Source organism: Metallosphaera yellowstonensis MK1, from assembly GCF_000243315.1.
In the GTDB taxonomy this organism is placed as follows: domain Archaea; phylum Thermoproteota; class Thermoprotei_A; order Sulfolobales; family Sulfolobaceae; genus Metallosphaera; species Metallosphaera yellowstonensis.
This window is the reverse complement of record NZ_JH597770.1, coordinates 587,602-600,742: the sequence shown is the minus strand read 5'-3', so window position 1 is coordinate 600,742 and position 13,141 is coordinate 587,602. Positions and strand designations below refer to the sequence as shown.

Sequence of the window (13,141 nt, the reverse complement as noted above, 5' to 3'; positions counted from 1 at the left end):
TTGATGTCAAAAGAAGCCGTACTTTACTCTGTACAGGGCAGTAGGATAAGGTGTGACGCATGTGCTAGGCGATGTTTAGTTGGGGAAGGCCAGACGGGATTCTGTGGAGTGAGGTCTGTCAGGAACGGGAAACTCTACCTCGACGTATATGGAAAGATAGCTGCAGCACACATAGATCCCATAGAGAAAAAACCACTAGTCCACTTCTACCCAGGATCTAGAGTCTTCTCCTTCTCCACCTTCGGATGTAACTGGATGTGCATGTACTGTCAGAACTTCGATATTAGTCAAAGGAGAAGAGCTGAAGGTGCTGAGGTATCGCCAGAGGAGGTAGTTGAGATGGCGAGGGCCTACGAGGTGGACGGCATCACGTACACCTATAACGAACCCGCAATATTTGCGGAATTTGCCCACGATACTGGAGTGATAGCCAAGAGGTACAATCTCTTCAACACGATGGTTACGAACGGTTATTGGACACAAGAACTAGTGGACTACGCCAAGAGTTTCCTGGACGCCGTGACTGTGGACTTTAAGGGTAATGGGGAGCCCAGGTTCATGAGAAGGTATACTGGAGCGAGCGGGCCGGAGCCCATATTTGAGACAATTGAGGGACTAATCAAGAGGGGAGTGCACGTAGAAATAACGGACTTAGTGATTCCCTCCATAGGCGACGATCTAGGTTGGGCTGAAGTGTTCTTGAAGAAGCTCTATGATGTGGTGGGACCTGAAGTTCCGATTCATTTCCTCAGGTTCCACCCCGACTATAAATTGAACAACCTACCCTGGACTCCAGTTGAGACTTTGGAGAAACATCACGCTCTCGCTAAGAAGATAGGTTTCAAGTATGCATACATAGGCAACGTTCCTGGGCATCCACTTGAGAACACCTACTGTCCAGCCTGCGGGAACGTAATTGTAGAGAGGGAGGGGTTCAGAATTCTCGACTGGAAGTTAACTGAGGATATGAGGTGCAGGTTCTGCGGATACAAGTTGCCCATAAAAGGAAGGCTTTCAAAGAACTTCAGAGAAGAGAGATTTCAGCCAGTGTTTATCTAATCTGTCTTGTAACAACTAGTTTGAAGGGGAGGAAAACTTTAGCCACTCACGAATGAGATCTCCTTAGACATTCCTATCAAGCTCTATTGTGAGCTACGGCCACTGACAGAGTTGCGTTACCAAAGAGTCTGGGTTAAACGGGGTACAAGAGCTTAACCGCTGATAGTCGAACCCCGTCAACTGTTGGAGTCGATGAGGTCACACCTAATCCCATTAATGGTTCGTATAGGCGCGAAAGTCCCATTACACTCCATATCCTCGGGGCGGGGCAACCGTCAGAACTCATGTTACCACACCCCCTCACTTCAAGCAGGGTGCAAGGAGGCCTCCTTCAAGAGGATGTGACTCGCTTAATAGGAGATAGACACTTTCATGTCCGCTATATCATTATTAGAGATTATCACTTCCACTGTAATATCTCCACAGCGTCTCCTTAATGTTATCTTGTTCTCAGATAGGTTTACCTTCAGGTTGGAACAGTTTCCCAACGACTTGAGCTTATAGTGATAGTAGGGGTTCCTTATCCTTCTCACAGCCTTATTGACCACCTTTTCGAACAGAGCGTTTGGGTCGATTACGTTATCGGTTAAAAGGGGAACCTTAAGTTTCACCTCGATGTAATACTCGTTGACATTAATTTGCATCGAGTCATATTTCTTAGAATAAATAAAGGTAAACAGGAGAGGGGAAACTAGGGAATAAATGAGTGCAATCATAAGCAAATTTTTCATATATATAGCTGTGAACGCTATAGTCGATGCGAAGGAGAGAGGTGTAATGTAAAGGAGATAGGGGGCTGAGTTCCAGAAGTCTCTCATTCTCCTAACTAGCAATAGTGTTGAGACACTGGGGCCGACCCAAGGGATCAGCACCGTCATCGTCTGAAGTGTTGTTCCCCTCTCAAAATTGACCATAACTTAATCTTGTGAGAACCGGAATTAAAGCATTAATATTACGTCTTTTAATGAGATACCGGCGTAAAAGCAATGGAATTTGAAACATTAGAATTAAAGAAGGAAGGCCACTTGGCGTGGATTATCCTAAACAGACCGGAAAGACTAAACTCCATAAATGGGAAGTTATTGGAGGAACTTCAACGAGCTCTCACTGAGCTGGAAGCCGACAGGAAAGTTAAGGTTTTGTTAATAACAGGTAAAGGTAAGGCATTCTGTGCAGGGGCGGACATAACCCAGTTCACCGAACTTAATCCCACTGAAGCCTGGAAGTTCGCCAAGATGGGGAGGGAAGTCATGACCAGAATTGAAAACTTAATGAAACCTGTGATAGCGGTGATAAACGGGTACGCCCTAGGAGGGGGATTGGAGCTCGCCCTGGCGTGTGATATTAGGATAGCATCTGAGGAGGCACAGTTAGGTCTCCCTGAGATTAACCTGGGAATCTTCCCTGGATTCGGGGGGACTCAAAGACTGACCAAGCTGGTTGGTAAGGGAAGAGCAGTAGAGATCATGATGACCGGTGATAGAATAGGCGCGAAAGACGCCGAGAAGATGGGACTAGTAAATAGAGTCGTTCCTGGCTCAGCTTTACAGGAGGAAGCAACCAAGCTCGCTGAGAAGATAGCCAAGAAGTCCGCAGTAGCCCTGGCCTTGATAAAGGAGGTAGTAAACAGGGGCGTGGACGCACCTTTACAGTCCGGCCTTGCCATGGAAAGCATAGGATGGGGAGTAGCGTTCTCCACAGAGGACAAACAGGAGGGTGTAAAGGCGTTCCTGGAGAAGAGGGAACCTAACTTCAAAGACAGGTAGGTTTTTCTTAACTAAGGTCAGCAGTTATGGGATTTTAACGTAACTTAAAGATTTTCATCAGCCCAGGTGGTCCGCCTAAATGACGTTCAAGAACATGAGGAACGCCTCCACGCTCCTCAGGTTCGGCTCCCCCACCAGCTCCCTGACGACGTTGTTGATGGTGAAGATCGTGAGGTAACCCTGAAGCCTCTCCCTCCTCCAGAATGAGGAGTCCTCCAGTCCCAGGGCCTTGACGTCCCTGTGGAGCTCCTCGATCTCCCACACAACAGGCCTCCTCGACTTCCTCGCTGAGCGAGAGGTCGGTGGTGTAGAGGTACCTGGCGTGTGTCCCAGAGTCACGTTTATGTTCCCGGACTAGCAACTTCACCGTAATGGGTCGGCCTCCCAGGGTCAGGTCGGCGTAGTAGACTCCAGGGGGTCTCCCACTCGGAGGTGTCCCTCCACCTCCTCGAGGGTCCCCCGGGCCGACCCTGAGTTCGGTTGGACTTGAGCTCAGACACCACGTTGTCCGTCACGAGCTTCTCGGACAGTACTGGGGTCGAAGACGACCCTGGCTACCGGAAGGGCTCCTTGAGCACGTCCAACATCTGGCCACGTCGATCTTGGTCTTGAACTCGGTGACCCTCACAAATTCAACATCTTCCTCACGGCGTAGGGGAAAGCTCCCACCATGAACGTCCTGCCCGAGGTCCACTATGGCGACCGTGAGGAGCTTGGCCCTCTCGAACCTCCCGTGGGTGTGGCAGTAGGTCCAGTAGTTCTCAGGGGCTCACGTCCTCCCGGAGCGTCGTGGTCCACTGTGTCGTCCACGATGACGACCTGACCCTTCACCAGCCTGACAGGACCTCCACGCGTCGTCAAGTTCTCCCAACGCCCCATCAATTCACGTTCCAACCCGAACGTCTCGGCCCCGTTCCTCACGCTGGCCCTCCCACCTACCAGGACCATGAGGACTAGCGCCAGTTAACCTTCCTGCTCCTCCCCTTCCCCCTCACCACGCCCAGCCTGTTGATCTCCCTGACAGCCTCTCCCTAGCGAACTCGATCTGTCTCTTTCCGCACCTTTTCAGCGGGACGACGTCGAAAAACTTCTCACCAATACCGGATTTTTCGTATTACCTCCCTAAGATTCCCATAACTGCTGTAAGGTTATCTCTTAACTAGGGCTACCGTGACGTTAAAACCCTAAAGAGAAAACCGGAAAGTGTCCCCAATGACCTGGGTCATATTATCCTACTGAGAACTATCAGGATAAGTAGGATAGCCAGATACGGTGAAGAGAACTTAAACGACCTCCAAGCTTCCTCTCCTGTGGGATTCCTCATGAGTCTTATACTGAAGTACATTTGGATGATAGATAGAAGCACAGCCACGACCATGTACATCGTCCCAGCGTAAAGGGATAGTACCAGTGCAAAGGGAATCATGAGGGCGTTGGAGAGTGCTATCATCTTGGCTGAGAAGTTTTCATTCATTATCACGGGTAGCATTGGAATTCCTGCCCTCCCGTAGTCCTCCTTAAATCTCAGGGCCAGTGCCCAGAAGTGGCCTGGAGTCCACATGAAGATGAGCAAACCCAAAAACAATGATGCCAAGGTGAAAGAGTTAGTGGAGGAAGCGTATCCAGCCCAAGCTGCAGCACTCCCAGCCAGCCCTCCGATCACTATGTTCAGTGGTGTCCTTGGTTTGAGCCAAACAGTGTACACTAGAATATAGACCAGCCCACCTAAGAGGATAAAGAAAGCTGTCCACACATTATCGACCAACCCGAAGAGCGTACCTGCGGTCAACATGACAGTCCCGACGTATATTGCCTCCTTCCTAGTGACATAGCCCATGACTGTGGGCCTCTTGGACGTCCTTCTCATAACTTTGTCTCTGTCTATCTCTATACCTTCGTTCACTATCATTGAACCAGCAGAGGCCAATGTACCACCGACTAATACTAAAAGTAAGTTCATGGGGAGAAACCTGCCTGACAGGAACGCCCCAGATAAGGCAGCTAAATCCAGTAACCAGATTATTCTGGGTTTACTCAGTTTGGCGTAATAGATCAATCTTGCCTTTATGTTAGTCTGCAAAATATCACTATTTTCTATGTTACCTCAGCGTTTATAAATATAAGAGAGAACGTTGGAGTTAGTATAGTCCCTTACTCATGAGTACAATATCGGAGAAGACCCCGAATGCTGCGTTCAGTGGACCTGCCCCAGGACCTATCACCGTGATCTCCTGAACGTCAGAGCTGATGTGCAGAGCGTTAGTTACCCCGTCGATATTATAGAGAGGATCTTCTGGCCCTATCTCCCTAGGCTCAACGGTTAGGGAGTTGCCGTAGGCCTCAGCTACCAGTTTCACCTTTTTGCCCTGTCTCTTAAGAGCAATTATCCTCTCCTGAGACAACTCCTTGATTCCCTTAAAATGTACAGAGTTTATGTTGGCCCTACTTCCCAGTCCGTAGTTAGCCAATATGACCAGTTTAGCCGCAGCATCGAAGCCGTTGACATCATGCTCTGGATTCGACTCAGCGTATCCGAGCTCTTGGGCCTCTTTAAGGGCCTCTTCGTAACTGAGCCCCTGGTACATTTTGCTCAGGATGTAGTTAGTGGTACCGTTGAGGATTCCCCTTATCCTCGTTATCTTGAGCCCAGGCATGACTCTAATTAAGTTAACAGAGGGCACGCCACTCATCACGGTTGCCTGGAAGCCCAACTTGCCTCCATGCCTTCTGGAGGTATCCATTATTTCCCAGAACTTAAGGGCCAAAGGTGCCTTATTGGAAGTCACTACGTGAACTCCTCTCCTGAGGGCCTCGATGTACAGGGAAAGAGATGGCTCTCCTGTCTGATAGTTTGCTGAGCTCACATCTATGACCAGGTCAGGTCCTATCAAATTGAGGGCGTCCATAGCTGTTCCGTCCCTAGTTTTTCTGAATTCTTCTCCGTCGCCTATCATGATCCCCCTCCTAGTCACAACAGCCTCTATCTCGACCTCGACGCCCAACTCCTTAGCCCTTCCCTGAAGGAGAGTCCTCAGGCTTCTCCCCACTTGCCCAAAACCAACCATGATGGCCTTCATTCTAGCGTCACCTCATGTGATACTCTGCCGCCTAGCCCCTCGAGTAAACTAGCTGTCATCTTCACCGCCTTCATAACTAAAGGAGGCTCTATACCTGGAACCCCTGCACCTACCACCAACACGTTCCTGGTATCGATCCTCACACTAGTGAGGACGGAGTCACGGTGAGGGAATATGTGCATCACTGTACCCAGTTCATCAACCATAATGGGGACTCCCCTCTGCAACTCCTCGATTTTATTTCCAAGTCCTTGGAACAGTTCTCCTCCCCGGCTCAAAACAATCCAAGGCTCTCCCTTAAACTTTTCCAAATCGTATAACCCGATCGATATAAGAGTCTCTAAGCTCACTAGATTTCCCGCGTCGACCACATCGTTTATCCTCGGTAGGCTGTCCCCCCTTACTACTCTTCTCCTCAAAGCCTCTCCAGACGGTCTGGTCTTCGTGGGATCTATCCCTATCTTCCAGTAGAAGTCTCTGTAGGCCCGCACCACGGGTTCAATCTTCAGAGATTCTGTGTCTCCCTTTCTGAACTTTTCCTCAGTCTCATTCATAAGTTCGTGAAACTTTCCTCTACCGTTAGTTACGCCAAGAACCTCAGTGTGAGCCACGAAGATTCCCAATTCCTTACACTCTTTGGCTATCTTGATCCTCATCCTCAATCTGTGTTGAAATAACGAGCTTGGACTTTTTAACTCCCCTAGTCTTGGACAGAAGGGATAGAAGTTCCACCAACTCCTTCCTCTTACCCCTGACTGCTATAGCCTCCATACAGACCTTCTCGTTCACGTGCACGTGGAGGGTGGAAATTATGAGGTGATGCAGGCTGTGCTGAAGTTCCGTCAACGCGTTTTTGGCTAGACTCTCCTCATAGACTATGCTTATTATGCCTAGGACGTCCTCCTCACCGAGGCCCCTTTCGTCGAGGAAGTCCCTTAGGGCCAGCTGTACCACCCTGGATCTGTCCCCTAACCCTGTGCGAGACATGTACTCCTCCAGTCTCTTGAGGAGTTCCTTGTCCACTGATACGCTAATCTTTTCAACGTTCATTGAGACAATTGTACCCAGGCGAGGTTTTATATCATGCTTGAACTTCTGAAGAGGGCCGAAGGCTTAGGAGCTATCTTCGCAGACCTCAGGACTTACGACGTTGATGAAACCTCAGTGTACGTAACTGAAACCACTAAACAAGTGACTTCGTTAGGGAGAGAAGCGGGGAGTTCGCTGAGAGTCCTAGTCAACGGGAATTGGGGGTATTACAGTTTCTCTAAAAGTACAGGCGATGAGGCGGAAAGGGCTGTGAACAGCGCTTACGGAGACGAGAGGATCAATATCGTTTTCCTTCCTCCAAAGAGAGACAGGGTGAAGGTACTCCCTAAGAAAGAGGTAAACAAGAGCGTGGAAGAAATCATGAGGGATGCCGAGAAAATTAAGGAAGCTGTGATGAGATCTCACCCCAGCGTGAAGAGCGTGAACGTTAGAATATTCATCTCAAAAATTAACAAGGGCTACTTCAGTACAGAAGAGAGGGAGATAGAGATGAGCTACAGCATCAGTGGAGTCTCCATTAGAGCGACAGCCAGAGAGGGGGAGGTGACAGCGTCAGCTAGTGCGTCCCTCTCCACGCACTTGGGTTACCCTTTGGAAGTCTTCGACGTGAACCAAACGGTGGAAGTTGTAAGGAAGAGGCTGGAGAACCAACTCAAGGGTAGGCCTCCAAGGGGGGGAGATGCAGACGTGGTTTTAGCCCCCGACGTCGTGGGCGTCTTCTCCCATGAGGCGTTGGGACATCTGGCTGAGGCAGACCTAGCCGTCAACGGCATCCTGGGCGAGCTCAGAGGAAAGAAGATAGCAGAAGACTTCGTGACAGTTGTGGATTCAGGTGTGCTGGACCATCCCATGGCTCACGGCTTCACCCCCTATGACGACGAAGGCGTAGAGTCCAGGGAAGTGAAAATAGTGGATAGGGGACTCGTATCGGAAATGTTAGTGGACAGGTTTTACTCAGCTTATCTTGGTGAGAGACCTACAGGGAATGGCAGAGCTGAGGATTTCAGGAGCCCCTTGCTCATAAGAATGAGGAATACCTACATGAAACCAGGTTCCTGGAGCAAAGAGGAGCTACTAAAGGACGTCAAGAGTGGTTACCTCTTGGTGTCCCCTCTGGGAGGACAAACTAGCCCTGACGGTACGTTTCAGTTTGGAATTCAGGAAGGTTATGTCATAGAGAATGGCGAAATTCAGGGTACTTTACGTAACACGGCCATCTCAGGTTACACCATAGAGACCTTGGGTAAGATCACTGCGGTCTCCAAGGACTTCGATGTGTGGCCCGGTCATTGCGGAAAGGGCGGTCAGAGTGTACCAGTGAGTACTGGGGGGCCTTATATCAGGGTGAAGGTGAAGGTGGGATGACCGACGTATTCAAGGTTTTAGAGAGAGCTAAGACTATGGGGGTCTCAGCGGAACTCTACTCGATAAGGAGAAGGGAAGGTGGTGTGAGGAGGGAGAACCAGTATTACGCCAGATCCTTACAGGAGGAAGGTTACGGACTCAGGGTTTTTAAGGACGGTAAGGTTGGTTTCGCCTTCTCGACGATACTTACTGACGATCTACTGGAGAAGGCTATGAGTTCCATAAGGGCCAGCGAGGAGGACGTGGATAATGTCCCGCCACCTCCCTCTAGACCTAGGCATCTTAACCTCCGTGACGAGCTCGATCTACAGGAACTGCCCAAGGAGTTGATGAGGACGTTGGAGGACTTGAGGGAAAAGGTCAACTTGGTCAGCATCGACGTTGACGTGGAGGAGAGCACCATTAAAATAGTGAGTACTGAGGGGGTAGACGCCGAGGAGACCAGGACGGGGATTTACGTTAGCGTGATGGCGAACTATAAGGAGTCAGGGACTGTGAGTCCTGAAGTCTGGGAGAGTGCCTCCTCGAGGTTCAGGAGAGGAATAGACGTAGATCTGATTAAGCGAGAGGTGATAGAGAAGGTAAAAATATCCGCAAAGAGGGAGAAGCTAGGGAGGAAACCCAAGGTTATAGCCTTCACTCCTAAGGCTGCAGCTGAACTCCTGGGTCCCATTATCTCCTCCGCCATTAACGGGGAGAACGTCTTTAGGGGAAGATCTCCGCTTAAGCTAAAGGAGAAGTACGGAAGTTTGACCGTTGTGGACAATCCTGAGGACGAGATGTCTCCTTACAGCAGATCATTCGACGGAGAGGGCCAACAAACTTCCAGGAAAGTCGTATTGGAAGAAGGAGTTTTCTCCAGGCCCCTCACCAACTGGTACTGGTCCAGAAAATTAAAGATAGAAAATTCATGCTCTGCAATCAGATCCTTCGCAAGCACACCGTCAATTGGGGTCTCAAACTTAGAACTAGAACATCCTGGGAGGGCAGAGGAGACCCCAGGAACGTTGGTGATAGACCAAGTCCAGGGCGTCCACACCAGTAACTGGGAGACAGGTGAGTTTGGCGTGGTAGCTCCAGTGAGCTGGTATGTAGAGAATAACCAAATCAAGGGTGTGAGAGAGGTAGTGATCTCTGGAAACTTGAGGTCTCTCCTTGAAGGGATAGTTGGAACATATGGAGAGAAACGGAGATACATGTACTTGAGAGCTGGACACCTAGTGACGGAGGGGCTCAACGTAGTTTACTGATCTTTTAACCTTGTTAACATACGGTTAGGGTATTGAAAGTGCTAATATTTAATTACTATCTTGATGAAGTGTATTTGAGAACCATGTTCAAACATATGCTTGTGGCGTTCGATGGTTCGGAGAACGCCAAAAGGGCCCTAAACGTAGCGATAGACTTAGCTAAGAGATATGAGGCTAAGTTGGACATTATAGAGGTCGTAGACACGTCAATAATCTTGGGAGCCGGAATAGGTCCGGTACCCCCAGATGTCATTGAGTCGCTCTATAATAAGGCCAAGGCCGACGTGGAGGGAGCTAAGAAACAGGCCAGCGATGCAGGTATCAAGGTGGAAGGTGTGATAGTTGAGGGGGATCCTGCTACCGCTGTTATGGATTATGCCTCAAAGAACGGCGTGGATCTGATAGTGACTGGTAGTAGAGGACTGTCTACCATAAAGAGGATGTTCCTAGGTAGCGTCTCTTCAAGGATAATCCATGAGGCAAAGATCCCAGTCCTAGTTGTGAAGTGAATTTTATTTTAGCTAGCCGAATAGAATTATCATGAAGGTCACCATTATAGGTTCTGGGCCAGCAGGGCTTTACGCTGCTCTAGTAGCCCAAAGAAACGGGGCTAAGGTAACCCTGGTGGAGAAGTCTGAGAGACTGGGAGGAACTTGTGTGCTCTACGGTTGCATTCCGTCCAAGGCGATGTTAGCCCCTCTAGGCTTGGCCTACTCTCTTAATAGGTTGGGGAGGGAGGTCAAGTTCACTTTTCAGGAACTGAGATCCCTTTCAATGAGCACCGTAGACAGGGTGAGTAAGGCTGTCTCACTCACCCTTGAGTCCGCAGGAATCGATATAGTTCACGGAAATGCAGAATTAAGGAGCGGCAAGGTTCACGTGGGTGGCGAACAGATACCTTCAGACGCCGTGATAGTCGCTACTGGAACTAGAAAACCTGACATAAAGTACACCGTGGCCTCAGATGACCTGCCGTACTATGAGACCGACTTCAACAAGGTAGTCCTGATAGGCGGTGGAGTGGGAGGGGTAGAATACGGCTGGTTACTTAGAATGGCAGGAAAGGAGGTAACTATCGTGGAAAAGGATTCACTTCTCCTTCCCGGTCACGATCAAGATCTGAGAACCAGTGTGACCTCGTACTTCCGGAGAATGGGTGTCAACCTGATGCTGAACTCTATTGCGAAGCTTGAGAACGGATCAGTCACGGTGAACGGGGAGAAGCTTGACGCTGATCTGGTAGTCATGACATTTGGGAGGAAGTTTGAGACGTTCGGGTTCGATGAATTGACCAGTGAGGGAAAGATAGAAGTGGATGAATTCATGAGAACGAAGGTCAACGGAATATATGCAGCTGGGGACGTGACTGGTTCCTACACGGCACACGAGGCGATTCACAAAGGATTTGTGGCTGGAATCAACGCCACTGGAGGCAGGAAGAAATACGAAGGGAACGCGATACCTAAGGTGATTTACACAGAACCACAAATAGCCTATGTCGGGAGGACTGAGGGAATATGTCGTAAGACCAACATGACGGAGATCGTGAGGGCAGTAGCTGAGAAGAGGACTGAGGGCTTTGTGAAAATCTGTAGAGATGAGCAGGGAAGAATAACGGGTGGCGTGGCGTTCAGTGAGAGGGGTGAGGAAATTATCACGTTTGTTTCCACACTTATGAGGATAGGTGTCAAAGTCTCCGATGCCATAGACGTCGTCCTTCCTCATCCTTCTTACCTAGAGGCTGTGTGGGAGACCTTACTTAGACTCCAACCTTAGGACATCCTCAACCTCAAAGATACCGCATTCAGTCACAAGTCTTCCAAATTTATCGACGAACAGGGACGTGCAAGTCTTTTCCCAGTCCCTTCCCCTTATAACTACTTCCCTTTCCTTTATCGAGAGGAACTTGTTCAGTTCCTCTATTACCCTCACCTGATCCAACGAAGCGTACTTCTCAACTTCCCTGAGTATTTCCCATAAGAGCTGATCGTTATCCACCTTCTTTCCAGTCTCCAAAAGGATCGACGTAGCCTTGATTTCGGGAGGGAACGCCTCTACGTTGGTGTTCACTCCAAACCCTATGAAACCCGTTGCACAATTCCCTTCTACCAACGCCTCTAGTAAAACCCCTGAGATTTTCTTGTCGTTCACAACCAGGTCGTTGGGCCATCTAATCATAGCCTCGACGTAATTTGAAATGGAAGCCCTTATGGCCAAAGATACCCTGAGCGTCCATACGTTTATCTCCTCCACTCCGAACCCTTTCTTTACGTACGTCACCCAGAGGCCTCCTCTAGGGGAGTACCAATCCCTCCCATATCTCCCCCTAGCCCTAGTCTGCTCCTCGGCAGTGACCACGAAGTCTCCAGGGATCATGTGGTGTATTGCCTCAGCTAAGTCCTGCGTCGAGGTGACTACGTCAAGCTTGATCCTTTGCAAACCTCTCTGCCTCCTCCAGGGAAATCACGGAGTTGCCTGAAGCCTTTCTTGCCCTGTTCATTATTGCTAAACCTACTCCCCTTTCCGGAAAAGGTTCCATGAGCCCAACATCTACGTCCAACTGATCCAGTAACCTGAAGGACTTGAACAAGTTCCGTGCAACAGAGTAGAGGTTCTCTCTAGTCCCAAGGATTATCTTGGGATCATGAACTTCCCTACAGGTCTCTTCCGAACACAGGGCTGCAACTTTCATTCTCTTCCTCAGTACCTCCAGAGTGGGAACGAATTCCTCTGTTCTCCTAGCTATGTAGAGTCTCTTATTGGGAGCGTAATGGCGGTACTTCATTCCAGGAGCCAAGGCCTCCTTGAACTCCGATCCCTCAAGCAACTCCTTGGGTATAACTATCTCCCCCACCAATTGTCTCAGTTCCTCCACCGTCAGAGGACCAGGTCTGAGGAGAACTGGAGGTGACACAGTGGCGTTGATTATAGTGGACTCGACACCAAAGAAGGTCTCCCCCCCATCCAGGATTACGTCCACACTGTCGCCCAGATCTTGGATGACATGTTCTGCCAGAGTTGGACTAGGCCTTCCAGCCAAGTTTGCACTGGGAGCCCCAATAGGTACTCCACTCTCCCTTATCAATTGAAGAGCCACCGGATGCGCGGGCATCCTCACAGCCACTGTGTTGAGCCCACCAGTCGTCTCCAGGGGCACCCCCTCAGCCTTCTTCAGGACTAAAGTCAACGGACCTGGCCAAACCCTTTGGCAGAGGTCGAGAATCTCGTCAGGAACATCTTTGGCCACATCGTACAATTGCTCCATATCAGCTATGTGAACTATGAGCGGATTATCCATGGGTCTTCTCTTTGCCTTGAAGACCTTAGTGGCAGCAATTGGATCAAAGGCGTTTGCCCCAAGGCCGTAAACTGTCTCAGTAGGGAAGGCCACTAGTCCACCTTCTCTTATTACCTTGGCTGCCCTCTTTATGACGTCAAGCTCTGGGTTCAACGGATCTACCTTGAGCACGATCATGTTGCTTTTTAATCCTTCCTATACCTTTATGTTTTTAAGTGATGAAGAACCTCCGATGCTATCTATGGCATGGGTGCTCTATGCTGAAGGATGATTGGT

The 13,141-nt window shown here is 49.5% G+C and carries 13 protein-coding genes and 1 pseudogene; 6 read left to right on the top strand and 8 right to left on the bottom strand.

What is annotated here, in order from left to right:
* Positions 1-3: 3 nt before the first annotated feature.
* Positions 4-1,059 carry an AmmeMemoRadiSam system radical SAM enzyme gene (gene amrS / locus METMK1DRAFT_RS14120; protein WP_009075400.1) on the top strand — a complete coding sequence of 352 codons (1,056 nt, stop codon included), beginning with the start codon at positions 4-6 and terminating at the stop codon, positions 1,057-1,059.
* A gap of 350 nt (positions 1,060-1,409) precedes the next feature.
* Here amrS and METMK1DRAFT_RS14115 read toward each other — a convergent pair whose 3' ends face one another.
* The gene (locus METMK1DRAFT_RS14115; RefSeq protein WP_009075398.1) at positions 1,410-1,973 is read right to left on the bottom strand and encodes a hypothetical protein; all 564 of its coding nucleotides are present in this window, start codon (positions 1,971-1,973) and stop codon (positions 1,410-1,412) included.
* Between the two features lie 72 nt (positions 1,974-2,045).
* Between METMK1DRAFT_RS14115 and METMK1DRAFT_RS14110 the strand changes: the two genes are divergently transcribed.
* Positions 2,046-2,825 carry an enoyl-CoA hydratase/isomerase family protein gene (locus tag METMK1DRAFT_RS14110; RefSeq protein ID WP_009075396.1) on the top strand — a complete coding sequence of 260 codons (780 nt, stop codon included), beginning with the start codon at positions 2,046-2,048 and terminating at the stop codon, positions 2,823-2,825.
* 34 nt (positions 2,826-2,859) lie between these two features.
* On the opposite strand, the pseudogene METMK1DRAFT_RS16820 reads toward METMK1DRAFT_RS14110, so the two are convergent.
* From METMK1DRAFT_RS16820 to METMK1DRAFT_RS14085, 5 genes and pseudogenes are all read right to left on the bottom strand, one after another.
* Positions 2,860-3,838: pseudogene (locus METMK1DRAFT_RS16820) on the bottom strand (IS701 family transposase).
* Between the two features lie 209 nt (positions 3,839-4,047).
* On the bottom strand, positions 4,048-4,905 hold the full coding sequence (gene cyoE, locus METMK1DRAFT_RS14100) for a heme o synthase (RefSeq protein ID WP_009075390.1): 858 nt from the start codon (positions 4,903-4,905) through the stop codon (positions 4,048-4,050).
* A gap of 58 nt (positions 4,906-4,963) precedes the next feature.
* Positions 4,964-5,902, bottom strand: coding sequence for a homoserine dehydrogenase (locus METMK1DRAFT_RS14095; protein WP_009075388.1), 939 nt, complete (start codon positions 5,900-5,902; stop codon positions 4,964-4,966).
* Positions 5,899-6,558, bottom strand: coding sequence for a B3/B4 domain-containing protein (locus METMK1DRAFT_RS14090; protein ID WP_009075386.1), 660 nt, complete (start codon positions 6,556-6,558; stop codon positions 5,899-5,901). The genes METMK1DRAFT_RS14095 and METMK1DRAFT_RS14090 overlap by 4 nt, the downstream gene beginning before the upstream one ends.
* Positions 6,530-6,952 carry a CopG family ribbon-helix-helix protein gene (locus METMK1DRAFT_RS14085; RefSeq protein ID WP_009075385.1) on the bottom strand — a complete coding sequence of 141 codons (423 nt, stop codon included), beginning with the start codon at positions 6,950-6,952 and terminating at the stop codon, positions 6,530-6,532. Before METMK1DRAFT_RS14085 ends, METMK1DRAFT_RS14090 begins: the two co-directional genes overlap by 29 nt.
* A 33-nt stretch (positions 6,953-6,985) precedes the next feature.
* On the opposite strand from METMK1DRAFT_RS14085, the gene tldD reads away from it, so the two are divergent.
* From tldD to METMK1DRAFT_RS14065, 4 genes are all read left to right on the top strand, one after another.
* Positions 6,986-8,317, top strand: coding sequence for a zinc metalloprotease TldD (gene tldD, locus METMK1DRAFT_RS14080; RefSeq protein WP_009075383.1), 1,332 nt, complete (start codon positions 6,986-6,988; stop codon positions 8,315-8,317).
* Positions 8,314-9,567 (top strand): TldD/PmbA family protein, encoded by a 1,254-nt coding sequence (locus tag METMK1DRAFT_RS14075; RefSeq protein ID WP_009075381.1) that lies wholly within the window; start codon positions 8,314-8,316, stop codon positions 9,565-9,567. Before tldD ends, METMK1DRAFT_RS14075 begins: the two co-directional genes overlap by 4 nt.
* 83 nt (positions 9,568-9,650) lie before the next feature.
* Positions 9,651-10,076, top strand: a complete 426-nt coding sequence (locus tag METMK1DRAFT_RS14070) for a universal stress protein (RefSeq protein WP_048088141.1) — start codon at positions 9,651-9,653, stop codon at positions 10,074-10,076.
* 31 nt (positions 10,077-10,107) lie between these two features.
* Positions 10,108-11,343 carry an FAD-dependent oxidoreductase gene (locus tag METMK1DRAFT_RS14065; protein ID WP_009075378.1) on the top strand — a complete coding sequence of 412 codons (1,236 nt, stop codon included), beginning with the start codon at positions 10,108-10,110 and terminating at the stop codon, positions 11,341-11,343.
* Here the strand turns inward: METMK1DRAFT_RS14065 and METMK1DRAFT_RS14060 are convergent.
* Together METMK1DRAFT_RS14060 and METMK1DRAFT_RS14055 are read right to left on the bottom strand one after the other, a co-directional pair.
* Positions 11,323-12,006 (bottom strand): biotin--[acetyl-CoA-carboxylase] ligase, encoded by a 684-nt coding sequence (locus METMK1DRAFT_RS14060; RefSeq protein ID WP_009075376.1) that lies wholly within the window; start codon positions 12,004-12,006, stop codon positions 11,323-11,325. The two genes, METMK1DRAFT_RS14065 and METMK1DRAFT_RS14060, sit on opposite strands and share 21 nt — an antisense overlap.
* Positions 11,987-13,042, bottom strand: a complete 1,056-nt coding sequence (locus tag METMK1DRAFT_RS14055) for an L-threonylcarbamoyladenylate synthase (protein WP_009075374.1) — start codon at positions 13,040-13,042, stop codon at positions 11,987-11,989. Before METMK1DRAFT_RS14055 ends, METMK1DRAFT_RS14060 begins: the two co-directional genes overlap by 20 nt.
* Positions 13,043-13,141 lie beyond the last annotated feature (99 nt).

Bases quoted from the DNA above. Each gene is read 5' to 3' on its own strand.
- METMK1DRAFT_RS14065 (WP_009075378.1), top strand. From the start codon at position 10,108: ATGAAGGTCACCATTATAGGTTCTGGGCCAGCAGGGCTTTACGCTGCT.
- METMK1DRAFT_RS14095 (WP_009075388.1), bottom strand. From the start codon at position 5,902: ATGAAGGCCATCATGGTTGGTTTTGGGCAAGTGGGGAGAAGCCTGAGG.
- METMK1DRAFT_RS14115 (WP_009075398.1), bottom strand. From the start codon at position 1,973: ATGGTCAATTTTGAGAGGGGAACAACACTTCAGACGATGACGGTGCTG.
- METMK1DRAFT_RS14075 (WP_009075381.1), top strand. From the start codon at position 8,314: ATGACCGACGTATTCAAGGTTTTAGAGAGAGCTAAGACTATGGGGGTC.
- tldD (WP_009075383.1), top strand. From the start codon at position 6,986: ATGCTTGAACTTCTGAAGAGGGCCGAAGGCTTAGGAGCTATCTTCGCA.
- METMK1DRAFT_RS14070 (WP_048088141.1), top strand. From the start codon at position 9,651: ATGTTCAAACATATGCTTGTGGCGTTCGATGGTTCGGAGAACGCCAAA.
- amrS (WP_009075400.1), top strand. From the start codon at position 4: ATGTCAAAAGAAGCCGTACTTTACTCTGTACAGGGCAGTAGGATAAGG.
- METMK1DRAFT_RS14055 (WP_009075374.1), bottom strand. From the start codon at position 13,042: ATGATCGTGCTCAAGGTAGATCCGTTGAACCCAGAGCTTGACGTCATA.
- METMK1DRAFT_RS14110 (WP_009075396.1), top strand. From the start codon at position 2,046: ATGGAATTTGAAACATTAGAATTAAAGAAGGAAGGCCACTTGGCGTGG.
- METMK1DRAFT_RS14085 (WP_009075385.1), bottom strand. From the start codon at position 6,952: ATGAACGTTGAAAAGATTAGCGTATCAGTGGACAAGGAACTCCTCAAG.
- METMK1DRAFT_RS14090 (WP_009075386.1), bottom strand. From the start codon at position 6,558: ATGAGGATCAAGATAGCCAAAGAGTGTAAGGAATTGGGAATCTTCGTG.